The following is a 19,313-nucleotide window of genomic DNA, read 5'->3' as shown; positions in this document are numbered from 1 at the left end:
ATTTTACAAAAACAAATCAATAAAAAAGAGAAAATCAAATATAAATATATCTGATTTTCTCTTAAAATTTTATAATTGATAAAAAAATTATGCCTCGTCGTGATTCTGTAGTAATGATTTATAAATAAATCCGGCAACTATTGCTCCTAAAATAGGCGCAACCCAGAATAACCAAACCTGAGATAAAGGCTCACCTCCAACAAAAACAGCTTGTGATAACGATCTTGCAGGATTTACAGATGTATTGGTAATTGGAATACTAATTAAGTGAATTAAAGTCAAAGCCAAACCTATAGCAAGTCCAGCAAATCTTCCGTTTGCAAATTTATCAGTTGCTCCTAAGATTATCAATAAGAAAAACAAGGTTAGAACAAATTCAGCAATAAAAGCTGATGTTAGTGAATATCCATCTGGAGAAAATGCCCCAAAACCATTAGATGCAAATGCCCCTGCTTTAGTATTGTCAATGACAAAACCGGCTTTTCCTAAAGCAATGGTGTACAAGGTTCCCGCTGCCGCTACTGCGCCAACACATTGAGCAATGATGTAAGGAATAAGGTCTTTTGCTGGAAATCTTCCACCTGCCCATAAACCAAACGATACAGCAGGATTAAAATGTCCGCCTGAAATATGCCCAACAGCGTAAGCCATTGTTAATACGGTTAAACCAAAAGCTAAAGCTACACCTGCAAATCCAATTCCTAATTCAGGAATTCCGGCAGCAAAAATGGCGCTTCCGCAACCTCCAAATACCAGCCAATAGGTTCCGAAAAATTCTGCAAATAATTTTTTCATAATAAAATAATTTAATGGTTAATGTTAGAATGTATATTGGTAAGCCCAATAAATCAAAATAATTTGTAAGGGCAAACGTACAAATAAAATCCATCTTGGCAGACCAAAACTTGCTTTTTTATTTCGATACATAAATAAATTGGCTGGAAATACAGCAATTAGCAATGCTATAATTCCCCATGCAGCAATTTTTTTTGAAAAAGGAAACATCAGGAGAATACCTAAAAGTACTTCGGCAACTCCACTTAAAGTATTTATTAATTTGGGGTTTTTGAATAGGGGAGGAATGATCCTGAGATACATTCCGGGTTTTATAAAATGATTAATTCCAGCAATTATATATAGAGAAGCCATTAAATATAAATGCCAGGGTGAATTCATGATATTATTGTTTATCACGAATTTATAAAAAAATTAACAATTATAACATTACAAGAAGCTTTTTTTTAAGTCTATGTAAAATGAACTAGTTTTTACGTTTAAAATTTACATTCATAATAATAATGGCCAAAATAATTAAAACAATTCCAACCCATTGTAAAAAGATCACTTTTTCATTTAAAAGTACATAAGCCATCATTACAGAAACAGGTAATTCTAAAGCAGAAACGATACTTCCTAAACCAATTCCGGTTAACGGAAAACCTGCATTCATAAGCATTGGCGGAATAATAGTTCCGAATAAAGACAGTACAATTCCCCATTTCATAAAAATTTCCAGATTGAATGGTGTTACCTGAGTAACAAATGCGAATGAAAATACAATTACAGCACCACCTAACAGCATATATAAACTTCGTTGTGCTGATGAAATTTCAGTTGCAACACGATTTGCGGTGAACATGGTTGTAGTAAAAGAAGCCGCGGCCATAACGCCCCATGCAATTCCTCTCCAATCCAATTTTATATCGTTATTGATGATATTAGTAGCCAAAACAGTTCCAACAAGGACAATAAAAACTGCGATTACTTTTTGTTTTGATGGTAATTTTTTTTCTAAAATCATCTCAAGTAAAACACCCATCCAAACCGTTTGCATTAATAAAACGATACCAATTGAAACCGGAATGTATTTTACAGCCAAGTAATAAAACAAACTTGTCATTCCTAAAGAGGTTCCAGCCAGCATTAAGTTAAAAATATTTTTTGGAGTAGCTTTTACAACATTGTCTTTGTGCTTTATTTTTTGGAATGCATTGATTAGTAGAATTCCAATAATCCCCAAAACAAATTGAGAGGTTGTTACTTCGGCAGTTGTGTATCCTTCAGAATAAGCCATTTTTACAAAAGTGGCTAACATTCCATAAGTTGTAGCTCCTAAAGCAACTAAAAATACTCCTTTTAATACATTGTTTTGTGACATCTAAATTTATTTTTTAAAAAATTAAAGCCGGCAAAGGTAACGTATTTTGTTTGTGATTTATTATAAAATCGAGGAAAAGGTTATTCTTTATCTATTTTTATAGGTCTGATTAAAGTGCAAATTGAAGATTTATCAGAATATTAAAAATCGGTTAAAACAAAAAAGCCAACAAATCTGTGATTTGATGGCTTTGTATTTTTCACTTAAAATAATAAGAATTAATTACTTCACTGGTTGATTTGTATAAGTTTCAATTTCAAAAATCAAAGTAGCGTTTGGTGGAATTACACCTCCGGCGCCTTTTTCACCATAAGCTAAATTGGCTGGAAGAAAGAAAATTGCTTTTTCGCCATCAGTCATCATTCCAAGAGCTTCGATGAATCCTGGAATCATTCCGTCTTTTTTACCCACAGTAAAAGGAAAAGCTTTGTATCCACCTTGTGCATCTCGGTTGGCGTCATATTTACCATATGCTTTAGCTACACTTGGCATACTGCTGTCAAAAAGAGTTCCGTCTTCAAAATAACCGGCATAATGAAAATAAATGTTAGAACCTTCAGCACCTTTTACACCAGTTCCTTTTTGTGTTACTACATATTTTAAACCAGATGCTGTTATAGTTGCTTTAGCTTTTGTTGCTGCAAAATAAGCAGCTTTATCCTTAACCACTTTTTGAGATTCTGATTTTTTTGCTTCGTCTTTTTTAGCGTCTTCAGTTAAAACTTTTACGGCGTCAAATTTTTTAGCAGCTGTCCCTTTACGTGTAATGGTAATTTTTGTCATGATATCATCCTGAACAATTTTATTAACATTATCCATTCCGGAAACGACATGTCCAAAAATAGTATGTTTTCCATTTAACCAGGGTGTTTCTTTATGCGTAATGAAGAATTGGCTTCCATTAGTTGCCGGGCCAGAATTTGCCATTGCCAGAATACCGCCTTTGTCAAATTTTAATTCTTCTGTAAATTCATCTTTAAATGAATATCCAGGTCCACCTGAACCATTTCCGTCAGGATCTCCACCCTGAATCATGAAATCATTAATAACTCGATGGAATTTTAATCCGTCATAAAATGGCTTTCCTTTTAATTTTTCCACTTTTACATTAGGATTTTTACCTTCTGCCAAAGAAATAAAGTTAGCTACAGTAACAGGAGCTTTTACATATTCTAAAGAAACAACAATGTCTCCTTTTGTTGTAGAAATAGTAGCAAAAATACCATCATTTGGATCTGCTTTAGCGACTGTTTTTGTTGGTACAGCTTTTGGTTTTGCAACCGGTTTTTTTGTTGTCTGAGCCTGAATATTTACTATTGCCAGGCAAAATAAAAATAGAAATTTAAATTTCATCGTATTCCGAATTTAAGTCTATGATAGGTTTTTAAATATATTTATTGTGGTTTTTCTAATAATTGAATTTCGAAAACAATATTAGCGTTTGGAGGAATAACGTTACCAGCTCCTGTTGCGCCATAAGCCAAATGAGATGGGATAAAAATAACCGCTTTATCTCCAAATGAAAGTTGTTCAATTCCTTCAATAAACCCAGGAATTAAACCTGATTTACTTCCGGCTGTAAAAGGAATCGGTTGATATCCTTTTGCTTCAGCTCTTGCAGGGTCATATTTACCAAAAGTTTTAGATACCTCTTCTACACTTGAATCAAAAAGGGTTCCGTTTTCTAAGAAACCTGAGTAATGAATGTAAACCTGAGTTCCATTTGCAGGTTTTTTGCCTGTTCCTTTTTCTGTGATTACATATTCTAATCCAGTACTTGTTTTTGTTGCTTTTGCTTTTAAGGCAGCAAGTGCATCCACTTTTTCTTTTTGAACTCCTGCAAATTTGCTTTGTTCTTTTGCTATTTCCGAAAAATAATCATGAAATATTTTTACGGCATCAAACTTTTTAGCCGCTTCACCATTTCTGATGATAGTTACAGAAACAATTTTATCGTCTTGTTTTACCTGATTTACTACTTCCTGTCCTTTTTCAACTACATGACCAAAAATAGTGTGTTTTCCGTCTAACCATGGAGTCTCGACATGTGTAATAAAAAATTGGCTGCTGTTTGTTCCGGGACCATTATTAGCCATAGCCAAAACACCTGCTTTATCAAATTTTAAATCAGTGATCTCATCTTTAAATTTATAGCCAGTGTCTCCAGAACCAGTTCCTTCGGGATCTCCGGTTTGAATCATGAATTCTTCAATTACTCTGTGAAATTTTAGACCGTCGTAAAAAGGTTTGCCTTTAAGATATTCTTTAGTTACAAATTCGTTTTTACCTTCAGCTAAGGTTACAAAATTTGCTACCGTAATTGGTGCTTTTTTATAATCCAGTTCAACAATAATATGCCCTTTGTTTGTTTCAATGTCAGCATACAAACCATCAGGCAAATTGCTATGCTCGTCTTTACAAGAATAAAATGAGGTAACGGCTAGTAGTAATAATAAAATACTCTTTTTCATTTTTAAAATGTTGTTTTTATGGGGTTATTGTATCTTTTTTAATTGGAGTTACTGGTTTTACCGCTGCAGGTTTTGATGTTGCCGGTTTTGGAGCTTGTCCTGTCGCTGTTGTTGTTGGAGCTGCTGTTTGACCTGTTGGAACTTGTGCTGCTGGAGCTGCTGGTTGTGGAGCTGCCGGATCCGGAACAAAATTACGTAGTGTAACCGTACACATTAAGGATTCATTGGGGCCAATTTTTTTATTATCGCCATGATATCCGTATGCAATATGTGATGGAAATAAGAAAGTTACGGTTTCGTTTTTACGCATCAGTTTGATACCGTCACGCAAACCCATCATGATGTCTTGTTTGTCTACATAATAGGTTTGTGGACCAAGATCAGCTTCTGAATAGATCACATTGCCTTTCATGTCTTTTACTTCCAAATTGAAATAAGCAATATCTCCTTTTCGGGGCGTTTGCGTTTCGTTTAAATTTCTTTCGTCATAAGAAAGCCAATAGCCCTTTCTTGTAGCGTAATATTTTACCTTTGGATTGCTTTTGATGATTTTCTTAATAACATTTTCTTCGTCTGCTATTAATTTTTTGTTACGGTCAACTGACTTTTTCATAAAAGTCCCAGAAGCTCTTGAAATAGGTCTTCTGGCATCTTCATGTTGTTTACAGCTAACCAATAAAACAGCAAAAAGGAGCGTGTAAATGCTTAGTTTTATGTAGTTCATAGTAGGTTATATTTTTAGTTTAGTTACTAAATCTTCGAATTTTTTCAAAGTTTCTTCCATCGAAACGTCTGATCTTCCGCCAGCTGCATTACTATGCCCGCCACCGTTAAAATGATCTCTTGCGAACTGATTCACATCAAATCCACCTTGCGAACGGAAAGAAATTTTGATAATTTTCTCATCTTTATTTTCGATAAAAATAGCGGTAAAAACAATACCTTTTATACTTAGTCCGTAATTTACAATTCCTTCAGTATCGCCTTTTACATAATCAAACGAGTCCAGCTCGTCCTGAGTAAGGGATGTATATGATGTTTTATGTTCTTCCAGAACTTTCATATTCTGTAAAGCACGCCCTAATAATTGTAAACGACTGTATGAACTGTTATCAAATAATAAAACTGGAATCTGAGTATTTTCAACTCCTAAATCAATTAATTCTGCAATGATTCTATGTGTATTTCCTGTAGTTCCCGGAAAACGGAATGAACCTGAATCAGTCAGGATTCCGGTATAAATGCAAGTTGCAATGGTTTTATCTAAATCTTCTTTTTTGTTTAAGAAAGAAATAAAATTATAAACCATTTCGCAAGTTGATCCAAATGATGTATCGGAGTAAGTGTAAGCAGCATAATCATCAGGTTTTTGGTGATGATCAATCATAATAAATGGAGCAGTCAGTTTTGCTAAAGTATGTTCCATTTCTCCTGTACGGTGAAAAGCATTAAAGTCAAGTGTAAAAATTAACTCTGCTTCTTCTAATATTTTGGTACAGTTTTCAGTATCTTTTTCAAATATTTTTACAGTTTCTGAACCTGGAAGCCAGGCTAAAAAATCAGGAAAATCATTAGGAGCAATCACGGTTGGATGGTGATTGTTTTTTAATAAAAAATGGTATAAACCTAAAGTAGAACCCATAGCGTCGCCATCAGGTCCTCTGTGCGGTATAATTGCAATTTTCTTTGGAGTCGCAAGCAACAATTCTATTGCCTGAATATCTTGTATTTTCATAGTGTGCGAATTTACATTTTTTTAATGTAATGCTGAAAACATTTTGGAGATTAACACACTTTTATAAATTATGAGTTAGGAGTTATAAGTTATGAGTTATAGTGAATTTTATTTTTAAAATTTAGTATTTGGGATTTGAGGGAAATTATTTTGTTTTATAATAAGAGTGAAATTCCAAATTTAATTTAAGTCTTGGATTTTGCTTTACTAATCTGATTCATAATACTTGATATTTTGAAGTCTAGAGCAAGCATTTTTTCATCATATAAAGTGCTGTTTTCCACGATTTTTTTATAAGCAAGTTCATAAAAGCTAATTCTCAATTTGCAATATTCGATTAATCTTTCATTTTGTTCATGAATTTCTTTTGGGAGATATAATTTATCCAGTTCAGTCATCAAAGTAATGTTTTCGTTCCAATAATAAATGCCTCGGTCTTTAATTAGATACAGAGTACTTTCTTTATTTTCAGAATATGAATTGCCATATTGAACACTATAAGCTTCTAAAGCCATTTTTTCCATGTCAACAAACTCTTGCATTCTTTTTTCATATTCCATTATCTGATAAATATAAACTTGAGAACTTTTGAAATTTATATAAAGGCAAATGATTGAAATTAAGGCTACTGAATAAATTGAGGCAAGTCCAATTTTTCTTTTTTCACCTGAAATAAAAACAGTTATGCCAAAAACAATTCCTGCAAGAAATCCGCCAATATGAGCTGCACTGTCAATTCCATCACTAAAGCTGTAACAAATGTTTAGAACTACCAAAAAGACAATTTTAGCAGTTAATTTTGTGTCTATTCTTTTCCCTAGAGCAGCAATTAACAAAACACCAAACATTCCAAATATGGCTCCCGATGCTCCAGCACTTACAAGATCCTTATTCCAATACAAACTACTTAAGCTCGCCAGGATTCCGCAGAACAAATACGTAATTAGAAAACTCCATTTTTTTAGATAGGATTCTAAAATCAATCCAACATAAGCCAGCGTAATACAATTAGCTACTAAATGAAAAAATCCAATATGTATAAAACAAGCTGATAATAGCCTCCAATATTGGTTTTCATAAGTAAGAGGACCATAATTTCCTCCCCAGTCAATTATTTCCTGAACTTCTGGAGCGAAAAAATGGACCCCTGAAAATATCATTATCAGAAAATATATAATATTTAAATAGATTATAATTGGCGTGATCAAATAGCTTTTTGTTGGGATAAAAATTGAAAAAACGGAATAAAATGAAGTAATGTTTTGCTCTGTTTTTTCCAGTGTTAAAAGGTTTTTCTGCTCTATTTTAATTTGTTCCTGAAAAGCATCCTGACTCAAATTTAGATTTGAAATTTCTTTTAATTCTTCGAAATAAAGGTTTAAAAAATTGTCAGTGTTTTTTTTATTTCGGCCTCGATCGTAAAATTGATTTCCGTTTGATGAACTGGTAACAATTGCGATATTCTCCTCATCAAATGCAATGGCAATAGTTTCGTTCCAGGTGTTTTTTTTGTTTTTGGAAAATGCGAGAACTCCGTTTTCATTAACAGAAATCAAATTCCAATCTAGTTTTTTACAAATGCTGATTGTAACCAATATGAAAGCCGATTGTGACAAATTGTTTAACGGAATTAATTCTGAAAAGTTAGCTGGGAATCCAAATGCCATTGTAGTAAGATTTGATTTAGGAAAACAATACTACAAAAAAAGTCTTAATTATTAGAAAAAATATTTGTCTACAAATGTTCCAATTCTTTTTTCTGTAATTTCTGGTACAATTTATATTTTGCACCCTTTACAAGCTGCGATTTATAGATTCCAACAGAACCTGAAGAAAAATAGGCAATGACGCACGCAATGGCAATGAAAATTCCGGGTTGAATTCCAAATAATTCCATTCCCATTATGGTGCAGGCGATAGGAGTGTGGGTCGCGCCCGAAAATACAGCTACAAATCCTATTCCGGCTAAAAGAGCGATTGGCATTGGAATAACTGCTGATAAAGCACTTCCTAAAGTTGCTCCCACAAAGAACAATGGTGTTACTTCTCCGCCTTTAAAACCAGCTCCTAAAGTAAAGCCTGTAAACAATATTTTTAGTAAAAAGTCATACCATTGATTTTGGTTTGAGAAAGAATCTATAATAACCGGAACGCCTAAACCCGAGAATTTTGTAAAGCCGAAACCAGCAATTGCAATGGCTAAAATAATTCCTCCAATAAAAGGTCGCAACGGAGGATATTTAATATTTTTTGAAAAAAGAGAACTCCAAAAATGAGTGCTTCTTGCAAATAATAAAGCGGCTAATCCTGATAATAGTCCTAAAATTACGGTATAAAATAAAGTGCTGGACACTAGTTTTGGAACAATAGGAATGATATAATGTGTATGTTTTACCTGCCAGAACTCGACAGTAAAGTAAGCCACATAGGCCACTAAAAAAGATAAAATAACGCTTTTGATATTGATTTTACTAAAATATAAAACTTCTAAAGCAAAAATAGCACCCGCCAAAGGAGTTCCAAATACAGAAGCAAATCCCGCACTGATTCCGAGAATAATCAATATTTTTCTTTCGGAATTATCTAAGTTGAAGAATTTGGTGAATTGGTCTGCGATGGCGCCCCCCATTTGTACAGCAGTTCCTTCACGGCCTGCAGAACCTCCAAATAAATGGGTAACTAAAGTTCCTAAAAGTACTAAAGGAGCCATTTTAAACGGAATCACTTTTTTTGGATTTTCGTATTCTTCCAACAATAAATTATTGCCTTTTACGACAGATTCTCCCCAATAATAATAACTAAATCCGACAATTAATCCGCCGAAAGGCAAAAGCCAAATGATCCAGTCGTGCTGAATTCTAAATTGTGTAACCCATTCTAGTGAAACCAAAAAAAACGCCGAAGCCGATCCTGAAAATATACCTATCAAAAAACAGATCAAAATCCATTTGAAAGTGTTCAGGAATATTTCTTTTAGTTTTTGAGAGGTCATTAATTATAAAAAGTTTTTTGCCACGAATTTCACTAATTTTCACGAATTAATAGCTTTTAAATTGAGAAAAATTAAAAGAAATCTTTTTAAATTCTTTAATCTGTGGCAAAAGAATAATTAGTGAAAATTCGTGTAATTAGTGGCTAAAAAAAAAATTACTGAACAACAGCTGTAAATTCAATTTCAACTAAATATTCGGGAGCAACCAGTTTACTGATTTCATAAAAACCGGTTGTAGGTTTTACGTCTTTAAAGAATGCGGAGTGTGCTCTTGCAACTTCTTCAAAAGTTGAAATATTTGTAGTGAAAATTCGGGTTCTGATGACATCTTTCATTCCAACATTCAAATCTTCCAGTACTTTTTCAACACGTTCTAAAATATTATAAGTTTGAGCATAAGCATCATCAGCTTTTACTTTATCGCCATCAACAATAGCCACAGTGCCCGAAACTTCAATAATATTGCCAATTCGTACCGCACGGCAATATCCCATTTTGTCTTCCCATGGTGATCCTGTCAAGATGTTTTCTCTTTTCATTTCTTCTGTTTTTTTGAATTATTTTTTAGCAATTTTTAAAAACAATTCCGGTTAGTTAATACGGCTGCAATTTATAAAATATGTAACTGAAAAGAGTATAGATTTATTTGAAATCAATCTGTAAAATATTATTTTTTGTGATATTTAAAGACTCAAATTTTGAATGATTATTCAATTTGATAGTGTTCAAAAAGGCGAAGTTTATTTTGGGTTGCCGTTAAATTTTGTTGCAAAACTTCAATCTTGTTTAGCAGATGATAAATAGCGTCAATTCCCTCTAAATTTATTTTGAGATCATAATGCATGCGAATCATTTTTTCAATGGCCGGCAATTGTTCAGGTTGTAAATATTCATCTTCTTCCTGAATAATAATTTCCACTAAACCATAATTATTCAGTTCCGTTATAAAGGTGTTTTCAATTTCGTGATACAAACAAAACTGTTTTATCTGGATTAAGTTTTTACTACTCATGATTTCTTAGTTTAGCTAATTCTTCAAATAATTCTTTCTCTTTTTGAGACAATTTCGTTGGCGTTTTGACATTATAAGTAATGTATAAATCGCCAAACTGATTCTCTTTTTTGTATACTGGAAATCCTTTTCCTTTTAATTTTACCTTCGTTCCGGTTTGGGTTTCAGCGGGAACTTTCACTTTTACTTTTCCATCAAAAGTATTCACGAAAACTTCACCTCCTAAAATGGCAGTATAGAAATCAAGATCAACATCAGAATATAGGTTATTGCCTTCTCGTTTAAAGTCTGAGTTGTTTTCGATATTAAAAGTGATATACAAATCTCCGTTTGGCCCTCCGTTGGCCCCGGGGCCGCCATGTCCGGGAATTTTTATAATCTGACCATTTTCAACACCGGCCGGAATTGTAATACGGATATTTTTACCATTTACAGTTAAACTTTGTTTGTGTGTGGTGTAAGCCGAAGCTAAATCCAATTGTAATTCGGCATTGAAATCCTGCCCACGGTATTTCGATTGCGATCTTGAACTTCTTCCTCCACCATACATCGAATTGAAGAAGTCAGAAAAATCACTTCCCGAAAAATCTCCTCCAAAACCAGAAAAATCCTGATTACTTCCTTGCTGTTGTTGTCTTGAATATTGTTGTTGATTCGGGTCGTAACCTGCTTTTTCGAATTCATCAGCATGTTTCCAGTCTTTTCCGTATTTATCATACTTTTTACGATTCTCCGGATTGCTCAAAACTTCGTTGGCTTCGTTAATTTCCTTGAATTTTTTCTCTGCTTCTTTATCATTCGGATTTAAATCGGGATGGTATTTACGAGCCAGTTTTCGATATGCTTTTTTGATTTCGGCCTCCGTAGCTGATTTTGTAATGTCCAAAATTTTATAGTAGTCGATATAATCCATTTTACAAGTCTTTTAATAAAATTAATTAAAATCTTGAAGTTATGAATAAGTGGTTAATTATCAAAACGATGTAATTATTTTTAAATAAAAAATAACGTATTGTGATTTCAATCAATTGTTTGTCAATGGATGACAGGTCAATTTGGAATTTAGAATTTTTCTTTTGGATATTAATAATGATTTTTGGCAAGTTTTTTGTTTCCAAAAATTAGCCTAATATATTGTTATAAAAGTCTTAAAGTTAAAGTGAGTAATTAAATTATGCTATTTTTGCTTTGCTATGCTATTATTTTATAAAATTATAAAAGCCGATTCGATAAAACTTTTTCAATGAAGCACATTTTATTTTTCATATTATTTTTTACCGTTGTAACAGTATCAGCTCAAACTGAATTTGGTACAAAGTACAAGTCAATTCCGGCTCCAAAATTTAGTGCTAAACCGAAAAAAATTCCCCAGCCTGAAACATTAGATCCTTCCGCTCCAGCAGCAGAGGTACCGAGTATAAAAACTCCAAATGTTTATGATAATAATACTATTACGTCTAAATCTAAATTTCAAATAGGAGAACAAAAAAGCAAATTTACCATGTCTACAGAAACCGATTTTGCCAATCCCGGTGATCGTTATGTAGCTAAAATGGAAAAAGATCTAGATAGAGCCTTGAAAGATGCAGGTCTAAGAGAAGGTAGAGGGACTTTGGTTAAGAAAAATATTTCTTTAGGAGATTTTAAAACCAAATCGAATTATTTTATTGTAAAATTTCGTGATTTCGGAGCTATTGACGGTGATTTAGTGAAAATTTCATCAAATGATCAGGTAATACAATCTCAGCTATTTTTAGATTCTAATTTTAAAGACGTTAAAATTAATCTGGTAAATGGTTTCAATAAATTAGATTTTGAAGCCTTAAATATTGGTTCCTTAGGCGGTAATACTGCTGAAATACAGGTTTATGATGATAAAGGACAATTAGTAACAAATGATTATTGGGATAACTTAGCAGCTGGATTTAAAGCTTCAATAATAGTGACGAAAGAGTAGCTTCGAGGTTAAAAGCAACAAAGGTTCAAAGTTTTTGAAAAACTTTGAACCTTTGTTGTTCTGCACCTTTGTTGCTTTGAACCTTTGTACCTCAGACTAAAACGGATCCGCAGTAACCTTAAACGTCATGTCAGCTTTTACAGTAACATCTTTAGGAAGTGTTTCCTTCAGAGTAACTTGAGTTCTAATTTTATATTTTTCTGCTTTAATGTATTGATCTAATTTTTTATCGGTACAAATCAAATCAATTTTATTTGTTGTAGACATAATATTGTCCTGATAAGCTAATTCTACTTCATCAGAATCTGTTGTTGATATGTACAAATGCACCGATTTTAAAAACGTAAATGTTTTATCCGCAGGATCAGTGATTGATAATTGAAGTGATCTCAATTTTACATCTTTTACAAGACTCGCTTTTGTTTTGTTATTCTCAAATTCAGCCGAAGAATTTGTCGTTACATCGGGCATTATAATTTCCGTAGGCAAATTGATAGGAGAAATACTTTTTATTTTTATTGAAGCTTCATTTGAGATATTAAAAGTTAATAAATCATCAACAGCATCGCAAGAACTTAAAAATAAAGATAAAAAAAGAGAAAGGGCAATAAGTTTTGTTTTCATATTTAATAGGTTTTCCTTAACTACGTTGTTTTTGTAAAAGTGGTTTTTCTTATTTGGGTTCAAAGTAACAAAGAAAAGTTGTGAAATTGCAAATTTCAAAACCTTTTGACCTTTGTTACTCTGAACCTTTGTACCTAAAATTGGAGATGTGAAAAAAAAATATTTTTTTTCACATCTCCAATTTTTCAAATTCGAATATAAAAAGTATTTTTGCGCATGCAACACAACGTACTTATTTTAGATTTCGGATCGCAATATACTCAACTTATTGCGCGTAGAGTTCGCGAATTAAATATATTCTGCGAAATTTTCCCTTACAATCACTTTCCTAGTGATTTATCACCTTATAAAGCAGTAATTTTAGGAGGAAGCCCATTTTCTGTTCGTGCAGAAGACGCTCCACATCCTGATTTATCTCAAATTCGAGGCAAGCTTCCAATGTTAGCAGTTTGTTACGGAGCACAATACTTAGCCCACTTTAGCGGAGGAGAAGTAGCAGCTTCGAACACCAGAGAATATGGTAGAGCTAATTTATCTTATATTAAGGAGAACGAAGTTTTCTTTAACGACGTTTCAGAAAACAGTCAGGTTTGGATGAGCCACAGTGATAGTATCAAAGCTTTGCCAACAAATGCAGTGAAATTAGCAAGCACGCATGACGTAGAATATGCTGCGTATAAAATTGAAGGCGAAACGACTTATGCTATTCAATATCATCCGGAAGTTTTCCATTCTACGGATGGATCAAAAATGCTGAAAAACTTTTTAGTAGATATTGCTGAAGTTCCTCAAAACTTTACACCAAACGCTTTCGTAGAAGAAATGGTGGGAGAATTAAAAGAAAAATTAGGTAACGATAAAGTAGTTTTAGGATTATCCGGAGGAGTTGATTCAACTGTAGCAGCAGTTTTATTACATCAGGCAATTGGTAAAAACTTATACTGTATTTTCGTAAATAACGGTTTACTTCGTAAAAACGAATTCCAAAATGTATTAGATCAATACAAAGGAATGGGATTGAACGTAAAAGGAGTAGATGCAGGAGATCGTTTTCTTGGTGAATTGGCTGGAATCAGTGATCCTGAAACAAAACGTAAAACAATTGGTCGTGTATTTATCGAAGTTTTTGATGATGAATCACATTTGATTGAAGATGTAAAATGGCTGGCTCAGGGAACTATTTATCCTGACGTTATCGAATCGGTTTCTGTAAAAGGACCGTCGGCAACTATTAAATCGCACCACAATGTGGGTGGATTGCCGGATTACATGAAATTAAAAATTGTTGAACCACTTAGAATGTTGTTTAAAGACGAAGTTCGCAGAGTTGGTGCTACTTTAGGAATAGATCCTGAGTTATTAGGAAGACACCCTTTCCCGGGGCCGGGATTATCAATAAGAATTTTAGGAGATATTACTCCGGAGAAAGTTCAGATTTTACAAGATGTGGATGCTGTTTTTATTGACGGATTAAAATCCTGGGGATTATATGATAAAGTTTGGCAGGCTGGAGCAATTTTGCTTCCGGTAAATTCTGTTGGTGTGATGGGCGATGAGCGTACTTATGAAAAAGTAGTGGCGCTTAGAGCTGTAGAATCGACAGATGGTATGACTGCTGACTGGGTTCATTTACCTTATGACTTCTTGATGAAAGTGTCGAATGACATTATAAATAAGGTAAAAGGCGTGAATCGCGTTGTTTATGATATAAGTTCAAAACCACCTGCAACAATTGAGTGGGAATAGTACTATTTTTCAAATTAAGGCGTTACATTTGTAACGCCTTAATTTTTTAAACCTACTATTTATGAGAGAACTTTTAACGATTTCTCTTGTCTTTATTTTGTCTTTTAACAAAATAACTGCACAAGATTCAATTATTGAACACAAAATTCAAAAAGGGGAGACCGCTTATTTTATTGCCCAAAAATATAAGGTTTCTGTTGATGAAATTTACAAACTCAACCCTGAATCACAAAGCGGAATCCAAGACAATCAAGTTCTTAAAATCCCAGTTCACTCCACGGAGAAGCAAAATCAGAAGCAACAAATTACCCACATCGTTGCTGCAAAAGAAACACTTTACGGCATTTCAAAACAATACAAAGTTACCGTTGATGCCATTCAGAATGCAAATCTTGAAATTCTTGCCAACGGGCTTCAAATAGGTCAGGAATTAGTAATTCCTCAAAATCTTGTAGATCTTCCAAAAACAGAAATTACGACATCTTTAAAATTGACACATCAGGTAGTTGCTAAAGAATCGTTGTTCAGTATTGCCAGACAATATAATGTTTCGGTTCAGGATCTTGAAACTCTCAATAAAGAATTACTTCAAAACGGATTACAAATTGGTCAGGTGATTGCCATTCCGAACAAAAGAAAAACATTAGACGGAAGAGTTCGCGTTATTAATCAGGAAACCATTTTTCATGTGGTTGAAGCTAAAGAAACTAAATTTTCAATTGCTAAAAAATATGGAATTTCAATTGATCAGTTAGAATCTCAAAACCCTGAAATTGTAAATGGATTGATAGTTGGTAATAAATTGGCCATCAACACAAAAGAGATTAAACCAACAAACGAAAGCGAAGAATTGATGTTGGCTCTTGCTGAAAAACAAGTTGTGGTTGAAAAAACAAAAGCCAAAACAGTTGAAATTGATGATTTAAAAGACAGATTGGTTGTTCAGAAAGAAATGAATCAGAAAATCATAAAAATCAATGATTTGAAAGTCAATCTGAATGATATGAATGGATCGAAAGATAATTCGGTTGAAAAATTGCGATTGGTTTTAGAAGCGAACAAAAATGTGCAGGATATTTTAATGGCCAAATTAGATTCATTAGTTAATACTATGAATAATGATTTGGTTGATTTGAAAAGGATGGATGTTTTGAATGTTGATGAATCAAAACGACTGGAAAAACAATCGTATGAAAGCATCGGAAAAACAAATGAGTTATCTTCTCAATTAAAAAAGGAATTAGCTGAAAACAGAAAAGCTTATGCCGGTTTAATGAACAAAGTAGAGAAAATTGCTGTTGAAGAAAATCAGGAATACAAGAAGAAAGTCCGCGAAAGTGAAAAGAATAAACCATCAACTTCATTGCAGAAACGTCTTTTTTTAGAAGAACTTAAACATTACAAAATAGAGCAGGAGCAAGGTGATGCACAAAATCAACTTTTGATTGCCAAGATTGATTCGTTAGATACTCAGAAAAAAATCGAAGTAAAAAGACATATTAGTAAAGCTTCATTTTATAGTATGGAAGCCCGACAATTTGATGACAAACTCGCTTTGATAAAATTGAAAAAATATCAGGACGATGCTTTAAAAAATCAAAATAAAACCAATTCCGATGAAGCTTCAAAAGCAATTTCTTTAGAAGAAATGAAAAGAGAATTGAAGGAAAATCCGCTTAAAAATGATAAAACAATAAAAGTAGAAGTTTTTGATAATCTTAAAGAAGTTTCAAATGGCTATTACTTAGTTTTAGGTATATTTACCGATGCGATACCGAGAGATAAGTTTATTATGAAACTTATTGATTCCGGGGATTTTAACGCTAGTTTTTTCTTTAATATAAACAGTCTTTCGTATTATGTTTATTCAGACAGATACCAAAATATGGAAGAAGTTCTATATAAATGCAAGAAAAAAGAGGAAGATGAGTTATATAAAGATATTATTATTGCTAAGACAGAAATTGACCTTAGATAATAATTGGAAAAAAATTAACAAGTGGCCTGAATCTTGCTTGGAACAAAATTAGTATCTTGTTTTTAAATTAAAAATTAAATTGTTTAAGCCATATTATGAAATATTATTTCGCCTTATTATCCCTTGTGTTTTTTATTACTTGTTCTGCGTTTTCTCAGGAAAAAGTGATAAAATATACCGTTTCCAGTGGAGAAACTATTAACCAGATTTCCGTAAAATTTAAGATTACGCCTTATGATATTTATGCATTAAATCCAGATGCAAGAAGTGGAGTGAAACCAAATACGGTTTTATTAATTCCGACGAATGTTAGTAAAGTTGCTGCAAGTAAAACAGAAGCAACTAACGCTAAAACAGCTGCAAATTCAAAAGAAATAATACACGAAGTTCAGCCAAAAGAGACTTTCTACAGTATCGAAAAAAAATACGGTGTTTCTGATGAAGCTTTAAAAGCAGCAAATCCCGGACTTGAAAAAACAGGAGTTCAGATTGGTCAAAAATTAGTAATTCCGGCAAAAGGAAGTGCTCCAAAAGTTAGTTCAGCTTCTGCAAAAAAAACTAAAGAAAAAGGTCCTGAAAAATATGTCTATCATGATGTTGCTGCAAAGGAAACTAAATTTGGAATTGCTAAACAATACGGAATCACAGTTGAAGAATTAGAAAAACGGAATCCAGAAATAATTTCTAGTTTGCTGGTTGGATCTCGATTGACTATAAAAGGAACAGCTCCTAAAACAGAAAATTCAGCACCAGTGACTCATGCTGCCAAACCTGCGGAAACTCCAAAAAAAGTAACTACTTATATGGAGTATCAGGTTAAACCGAAAGAGACTTTTTATAGTTTAGGAAGAACGTTTCATATTACTCAGGAAGAATTAACGGAATTGAATCCTGCACTTTCTGAAGGAGTAAAAGAAGGAATGGTTTTAAAAGTTCCATCAGGATATTTGGCACCGACTCCAATCATTGCACAAGCACAGCCAGTTGAAAAGGCAGTAGAGAAATCAATTGAAAAACCAGTTGAAAATACAGGTGGAGGAGGTATTAAAATTTTAGAAAAGGTAAAATCAGAAACCGTTTCAGCAGATCCGGAAGTGATTGAACTGACCAAAAAGAGAGGACAGACAGAACGTAAAAAAATGGTTTTATTATTGCCATTTAACTTAGCTAAAATGCAAAATGATACGACAAGTGCGGCTAATAGAATTAAAAATGATAAATTTTTGAACATGACTCTGGATTTTTATTCAGGAGCGATGATGGCAATCGATTCGGCTAAAACCTTAAAATTGCCAATTGATGTATCTATTTATGATTCAGGAGAAACTAAAACAGCATCGAATGTTTCGGGTTTAATTGCTCAGAATAAATTGCAGGATGCCAATGCTGTGATTGGACCATTTTATCAAACTAATGCGGAAACAACGGCTAATTCATTAAGCTTGTATAATGTGCCGGTAATTTCACCATTGTCAAAAGATAGTGCGAATCCAATTGATAATTTATATCAGTCTATACCAACAAATGATGTTGTTAGAAACGCTATTTTTGATTATATGCGTGCTAAAAACGGAAATATTGTTGCTGTTGTAGATAAGAAAAAAGAATCTGTAATTAGTTACATCAAACAAAATCAAAAAGGGGTTGTATTTGCTGCTTTAACAGAAACCGGAGGCTTAGATGTAGCTAATCTAAAAAGCCTGCTATTGCCAAACAGAATCAATTACGTGGTAATGGAAACCGGAAATACGGCAATGGTTAAAACAACAATAAAAGCTTTGCTTGATGCGCAAAAATCATGTCAGGTACAATTGGTAATTTTAGAACCAAATAGTACACTTGATACAGATGAAATTAGTTTTGAAAATCTAATTAAACTGAAATTAATGTATCCGTCAGTAACACGTGAAAGTGATGAGGCGAATGTTTTAATTTTTGAAAAAGAGTATCGTCTAAAAAATAAAGTGAATCCAAATACGTATGCAACTCGTGGTTTTGATGTTACTTTTGATACAATGATGCGTTTGGTACAAGGAAAAACCTATCAGGAAACGGCAGATTTAATGACAACAGAACAAGTTGACAATAAATTTCAATATTATAAAAAAGAAGATGGAGGGCACGCCAACAAAGGGGTGTACATTTTACATTACGACTCAGATTTAACTTTAAAAGTAGCAAACTAATGACATCAAAAGTAACCTATTTAGGTGATTTAAGAACAAAATCAATTCATGTGCAATCAGGAAGCGAAATCATTTCAGATGCACCACTAGATAATAACGGAAAAGGCGAAGCGTTTTCCCCAACAGATACTGTAGCCAATGCTTTGGCTAGTTGCATGATGACTATTATGGGAATCAAAGCGCGCGATTTGAATGTAGATTTCATTAATTCGACTGCTGAAGTGACTAAAATAATGAATGCTGAACCAAGACGAATTGGAGCAATTGAAATCGTTTTTGATATGCAAGGTGTTGAAGATGAAAAAAACAGAACAATTTTGGAACGCGCAGCAATGACTTGCCCGGTATTTCTAAGTTTAAGCTCTGAAATTGAAAAGAAAATTACTTTTAACTGGAGTTAATTTTTTTAATAGAATGATAAATAGGCTGTCTCATTTTTTTGAGACAGCCTATT

Annotated in this window: 18 protein-coding genes; 5 read left to right on the top strand and 13 right to left on the bottom strand. The window is 33.1% G+C overall.

Annotated features, from left to right (window positions below; all coding sequences use genetic code 11):
- Positions 1-87: 87 nt before the first annotated feature.
- The 12 genes from aqpZ to IHE43_RS18930 all read right to left on the bottom strand — a co-directional run bounded on the left by aqpZ (position 88) and on the right by IHE43_RS18930 (position 11,281).
- Positions 88-795, bottom strand: coding sequence for an aquaporin Z (aqpZ, locus tag IHE43_RS18985; RefSeq protein WP_192185357.1), 708 nt, complete (start codon positions 793-795; stop codon positions 88-90).
- A 24-nt stretch (positions 796-819) separates the two neighbouring features.
- The gene (locus IHE43_RS18980; RefSeq protein WP_192185356.1) at positions 820-1,176 is read right to left on the bottom strand and encodes a DoxX family protein; all 357 of its coding nucleotides are present in this window, start codon (positions 1,174-1,176) and stop codon (positions 820-822) included.
- Positions 1,177-1,261: 85 nt separating this feature from the next.
- Positions 1,262-2,158 carry a DMT family transporter gene (locus IHE43_RS18975; RefSeq protein WP_192185355.1) on the bottom strand — a complete coding sequence of 299 codons (897 nt, stop codon included), beginning with the start codon at positions 2,156-2,158 and terminating at the stop codon, positions 1,262-1,264.
- Between the two features lie 222 nt (positions 2,159-2,380).
- Positions 2,381-3,511, bottom strand: a complete 1,131-nt coding sequence (locus IHE43_RS18970) for a peptidylprolyl isomerase (protein WP_192185354.1) — start codon at positions 3,509-3,511, stop codon at positions 2,381-2,383.
- A 41-nt stretch (positions 3,512-3,552) separates the two neighbouring features.
- Positions 3,553-4,629: a peptidylprolyl isomerase gene (locus tag IHE43_RS18965; RefSeq protein WP_192185353.1), complete on the bottom strand. Its 1,077-nt coding sequence runs from the start codon at positions 4,627-4,629 to the stop codon at positions 3,553-3,555.
- Between the two features lie 16 nt (positions 4,630-4,645).
- The gene (gldI, locus tag IHE43_RS18960) at positions 4,646-5,353 is read right to left on the bottom strand and encodes a gliding motility-associated peptidyl-prolyl isomerase GldI (RefSeq protein ID WP_192185352.1); all 708 of its coding nucleotides are present in this window, start codon (positions 5,351-5,353) and stop codon (positions 4,646-4,648) included.
- 6 nt (positions 5,354-5,359) lie between these two features.
- Entirely contained in the window at positions 5,360-6,364 is a 1,005-nt protein-coding gene (locus IHE43_RS18955) for a bifunctional oligoribonuclease/PAP phosphatase NrnA (RefSeq protein WP_192185351.1), read from the bottom strand.
- Between the two features lie 185 nt (positions 6,365-6,549).
- Positions 6,550-8,031 carry a rhomboid family intramembrane serine protease gene (locus tag IHE43_RS18950; RefSeq protein WP_192185350.1) on the bottom strand — a complete coding sequence of 494 codons (1,482 nt, stop codon included), beginning with the start codon at positions 8,029-8,031 and terminating at the stop codon, positions 6,550-6,552.
- Between the two features lie 68 nt (positions 8,032-8,099).
- Entirely contained in the window at positions 8,100-9,356 is a 1,257-nt protein-coding gene (locus IHE43_RS18945) for a chloride channel protein (RefSeq protein WP_192185349.1), read from the bottom strand.
- A 155-nt stretch (positions 9,357-9,511) separates the two neighbouring features.
- A complete protein-coding gene (locus IHE43_RS18940) occupies positions 9,512-9,895 on the bottom strand; it encodes a RidA family protein (RefSeq protein WP_056186290.1) in 384 nt (127 codons plus the stop codon).
- 167 nt (positions 9,896-10,062) lie between these two features.
- Positions 10,063-10,368 carry a chaperone modulator CbpM gene (locus IHE43_RS18935; protein ID WP_192185348.1) on the bottom strand — a complete coding sequence of 102 codons (306 nt, stop codon included), beginning with the start codon at positions 10,366-10,368 and terminating at the stop codon, positions 10,063-10,065.
- Positions 10,361-11,281 carry a DnaJ C-terminal domain-containing protein gene (locus IHE43_RS18930; protein WP_192185347.1) on the bottom strand — a complete coding sequence of 307 codons (921 nt, stop codon included), beginning with the start codon at positions 11,279-11,281 and terminating at the stop codon, positions 10,361-10,363. The genes IHE43_RS18935 and IHE43_RS18930 overlap by 8 nt, the downstream gene beginning before the upstream one ends.
- A gap of 330 nt (positions 11,282-11,611) precedes the next feature.
- Here IHE43_RS18930 and IHE43_RS18925 point away from each other — a divergent pair, with 330 nt between their 5' ends.
- Positions 11,612-12,325, top strand: a complete 714-nt coding sequence (locus tag IHE43_RS18925) for a hypothetical protein (RefSeq protein WP_192185346.1) — start codon at positions 11,612-11,614, stop codon at positions 12,323-12,325.
- 96 nt (positions 12,326-12,421) lie between these two features.
- Here IHE43_RS18925 and IHE43_RS18920 read toward each other — a convergent pair whose 3' ends face one another.
- A complete protein-coding gene (locus IHE43_RS18920) occupies positions 12,422-12,949 on the bottom strand; it encodes a hypothetical protein (RefSeq protein ID WP_192185345.1) in 528 nt (175 codons plus the stop codon).
- A 216-nt stretch (positions 12,950-13,165) separates the two neighbouring features.
- Here IHE43_RS18920 and guaA point away from each other — a divergent pair, with 216 nt between their 5' ends.
- The 4 genes from guaA (at position 13,166) to IHE43_RS18900 (ending at position 19,260) form a co-directional block, all read left to right on the top strand.
- The gene (guaA, locus tag IHE43_RS18915) at positions 13,166-14,695 is read left to right on the top strand and encodes a glutamine-hydrolyzing GMP synthase (RefSeq protein WP_026981989.1); all 1,530 of its coding nucleotides are present in this window, start codon (positions 13,166-13,168) and stop codon (positions 14,693-14,695) included.
- Positions 14,696-14,756: 61 nt separating this feature from the next.
- Positions 14,757-16,673 carry a LysM peptidoglycan-binding domain-containing protein gene (locus tag IHE43_RS18910; protein WP_192185344.1) on the top strand — a complete coding sequence of 639 codons (1,917 nt, stop codon included), beginning with the start codon at positions 14,757-14,759 and terminating at the stop codon, positions 16,671-16,673.
- Between the two features lie 95 nt (positions 16,674-16,768).
- Positions 16,769-18,859: a LysM peptidoglycan-binding domain-containing protein gene (locus IHE43_RS18905; RefSeq protein ID WP_192185343.1), complete on the top strand. Its 2,091-nt coding sequence runs from the start codon at positions 16,769-16,771 to the stop codon at positions 18,857-18,859.
- The gene (locus IHE43_RS18900) at positions 18,859-19,260 is read left to right on the top strand and encodes an OsmC family protein (RefSeq protein ID WP_192185342.1); all 402 of its coding nucleotides are present in this window, start codon (positions 18,859-18,861) and stop codon (positions 19,258-19,260) included. Before IHE43_RS18905 ends, IHE43_RS18900 begins: the two co-directional genes overlap by 1 nt.
- Positions 19,261-19,313: the final 53 nt, after the last annotated feature.

It is taken from the genome of Flavobacterium sp. MDT1-60, from assembly GCF_014844035.1.
Lineage (GTDB): Bacteria > Bacteroidota > Bacteroidia > Flavobacteriales > Flavobacteriaceae > Flavobacterium.
The sequence above is the reverse complement of the archived record's forward strand: the minus strand, read 5'-3'. Positions and strand labels throughout refer to the sequence as shown.

Excerpts from the sequence above, each read along its gene's own strand:
- aqpZ (WP_192185357.1), bottom strand. The coding sequence starts at position 795 with ATGAAAAAATTATTTGCAGAATTTTTCGGAACCTATTGGCTGGTATTT.
- IHE43_RS18980 (WP_192185356.1), bottom strand. The coding sequence starts at position 1,176 with ATGAATTCACCCTGGCATTTATATTTAATGGCTTCTCTATATATAATT.
- IHE43_RS18975 (WP_192185355.1), bottom strand. The coding sequence starts at position 2,158 with ATGTCACAAAACAATGTATTAAAAGGAGTATTTTTAGTTGCTTTAGGA.
- IHE43_RS18970 (WP_192185354.1), bottom strand. The coding sequence starts at position 3,511 with ATGAAATTTAAATTTCTATTTTTATTTTGCCTGGCAATAGTAAATATT.
- IHE43_RS18965 (WP_192185353.1), bottom strand. The coding sequence starts at position 4,629 with ATGAAAAAGAGTATTTTATTATTACTACTAGCCGTTACCTCATTTTAT.
- gldI (WP_192185352.1), bottom strand. The coding sequence starts at position 5,353 with ATGAACTACATAAAACTAAGCATTTACACGCTCCTTTTTGCTGTTTTA.
- IHE43_RS18955 (WP_192185351.1), bottom strand. The coding sequence starts at position 6,364 with ATGAAAATACAAGATATTCAGGCAATAGAATTGTTGCTTGCGACTCCA.
- IHE43_RS18950 (WP_192185350.1), bottom strand. The coding sequence starts at position 8,031 with ATGGCATTTGGATTCCCAGCTAACTTTTCAGAATTAATTCCGTTAAAC.
- IHE43_RS18945 (WP_192185349.1), bottom strand. The coding sequence starts at position 9,356 with ATGACCTCTCAAAAACTAAAAGAAATATTCCTGAACACTTTCAAATGG.
- IHE43_RS18940 (WP_056186290.1), bottom strand. The coding sequence starts at position 9,895 with ATGAAAAGAGAAAACATCTTGACAGGATCACCATGGGAAGACAAAATG.
- IHE43_RS18935 (WP_192185348.1), bottom strand. The coding sequence starts at position 10,368 with ATGAGTAGTAAAAACTTAATCCAGATAAAACAGTTTTGTTTGTATCAC.
- IHE43_RS18930 (WP_192185347.1), bottom strand. The coding sequence starts at position 11,281 with ATGGATTATATCGACTACTATAAAATTTTGGACATTACAAAATCAGCT.
- IHE43_RS18925 (WP_192185346.1), top strand. The coding sequence starts at position 11,612 with ATGAAGCACATTTTATTTTTCATATTATTTTTTACCGTTGTAACAGTA.
- IHE43_RS18920 (WP_192185345.1), bottom strand. The coding sequence starts at position 12,949 with ATGAAAACAAAACTTATTGCCCTTTCTCTTTTTTTATCTTTATTTTTA.
- guaA (WP_026981989.1), top strand. The coding sequence starts at position 13,166 with ATGCAACACAACGTACTTATTTTAGATTTCGGATCGCAATATACTCAA.
- IHE43_RS18910 (WP_192185344.1), top strand. The coding sequence starts at position 14,757 with ATGAGAGAACTTTTAACGATTTCTCTTGTCTTTATTTTGTCTTTTAAC.
- IHE43_RS18905 (WP_192185343.1), top strand. The coding sequence starts at position 16,769 with ATGAAATATTATTTCGCCTTATTATCCCTTGTGTTTTTTATTACTTGT.
- IHE43_RS18900 (WP_192185342.1), top strand. The coding sequence starts at position 18,859 with ATGACATCAAAAGTAACCTATTTAGGTGATTTAAGAACAAAATCAATT.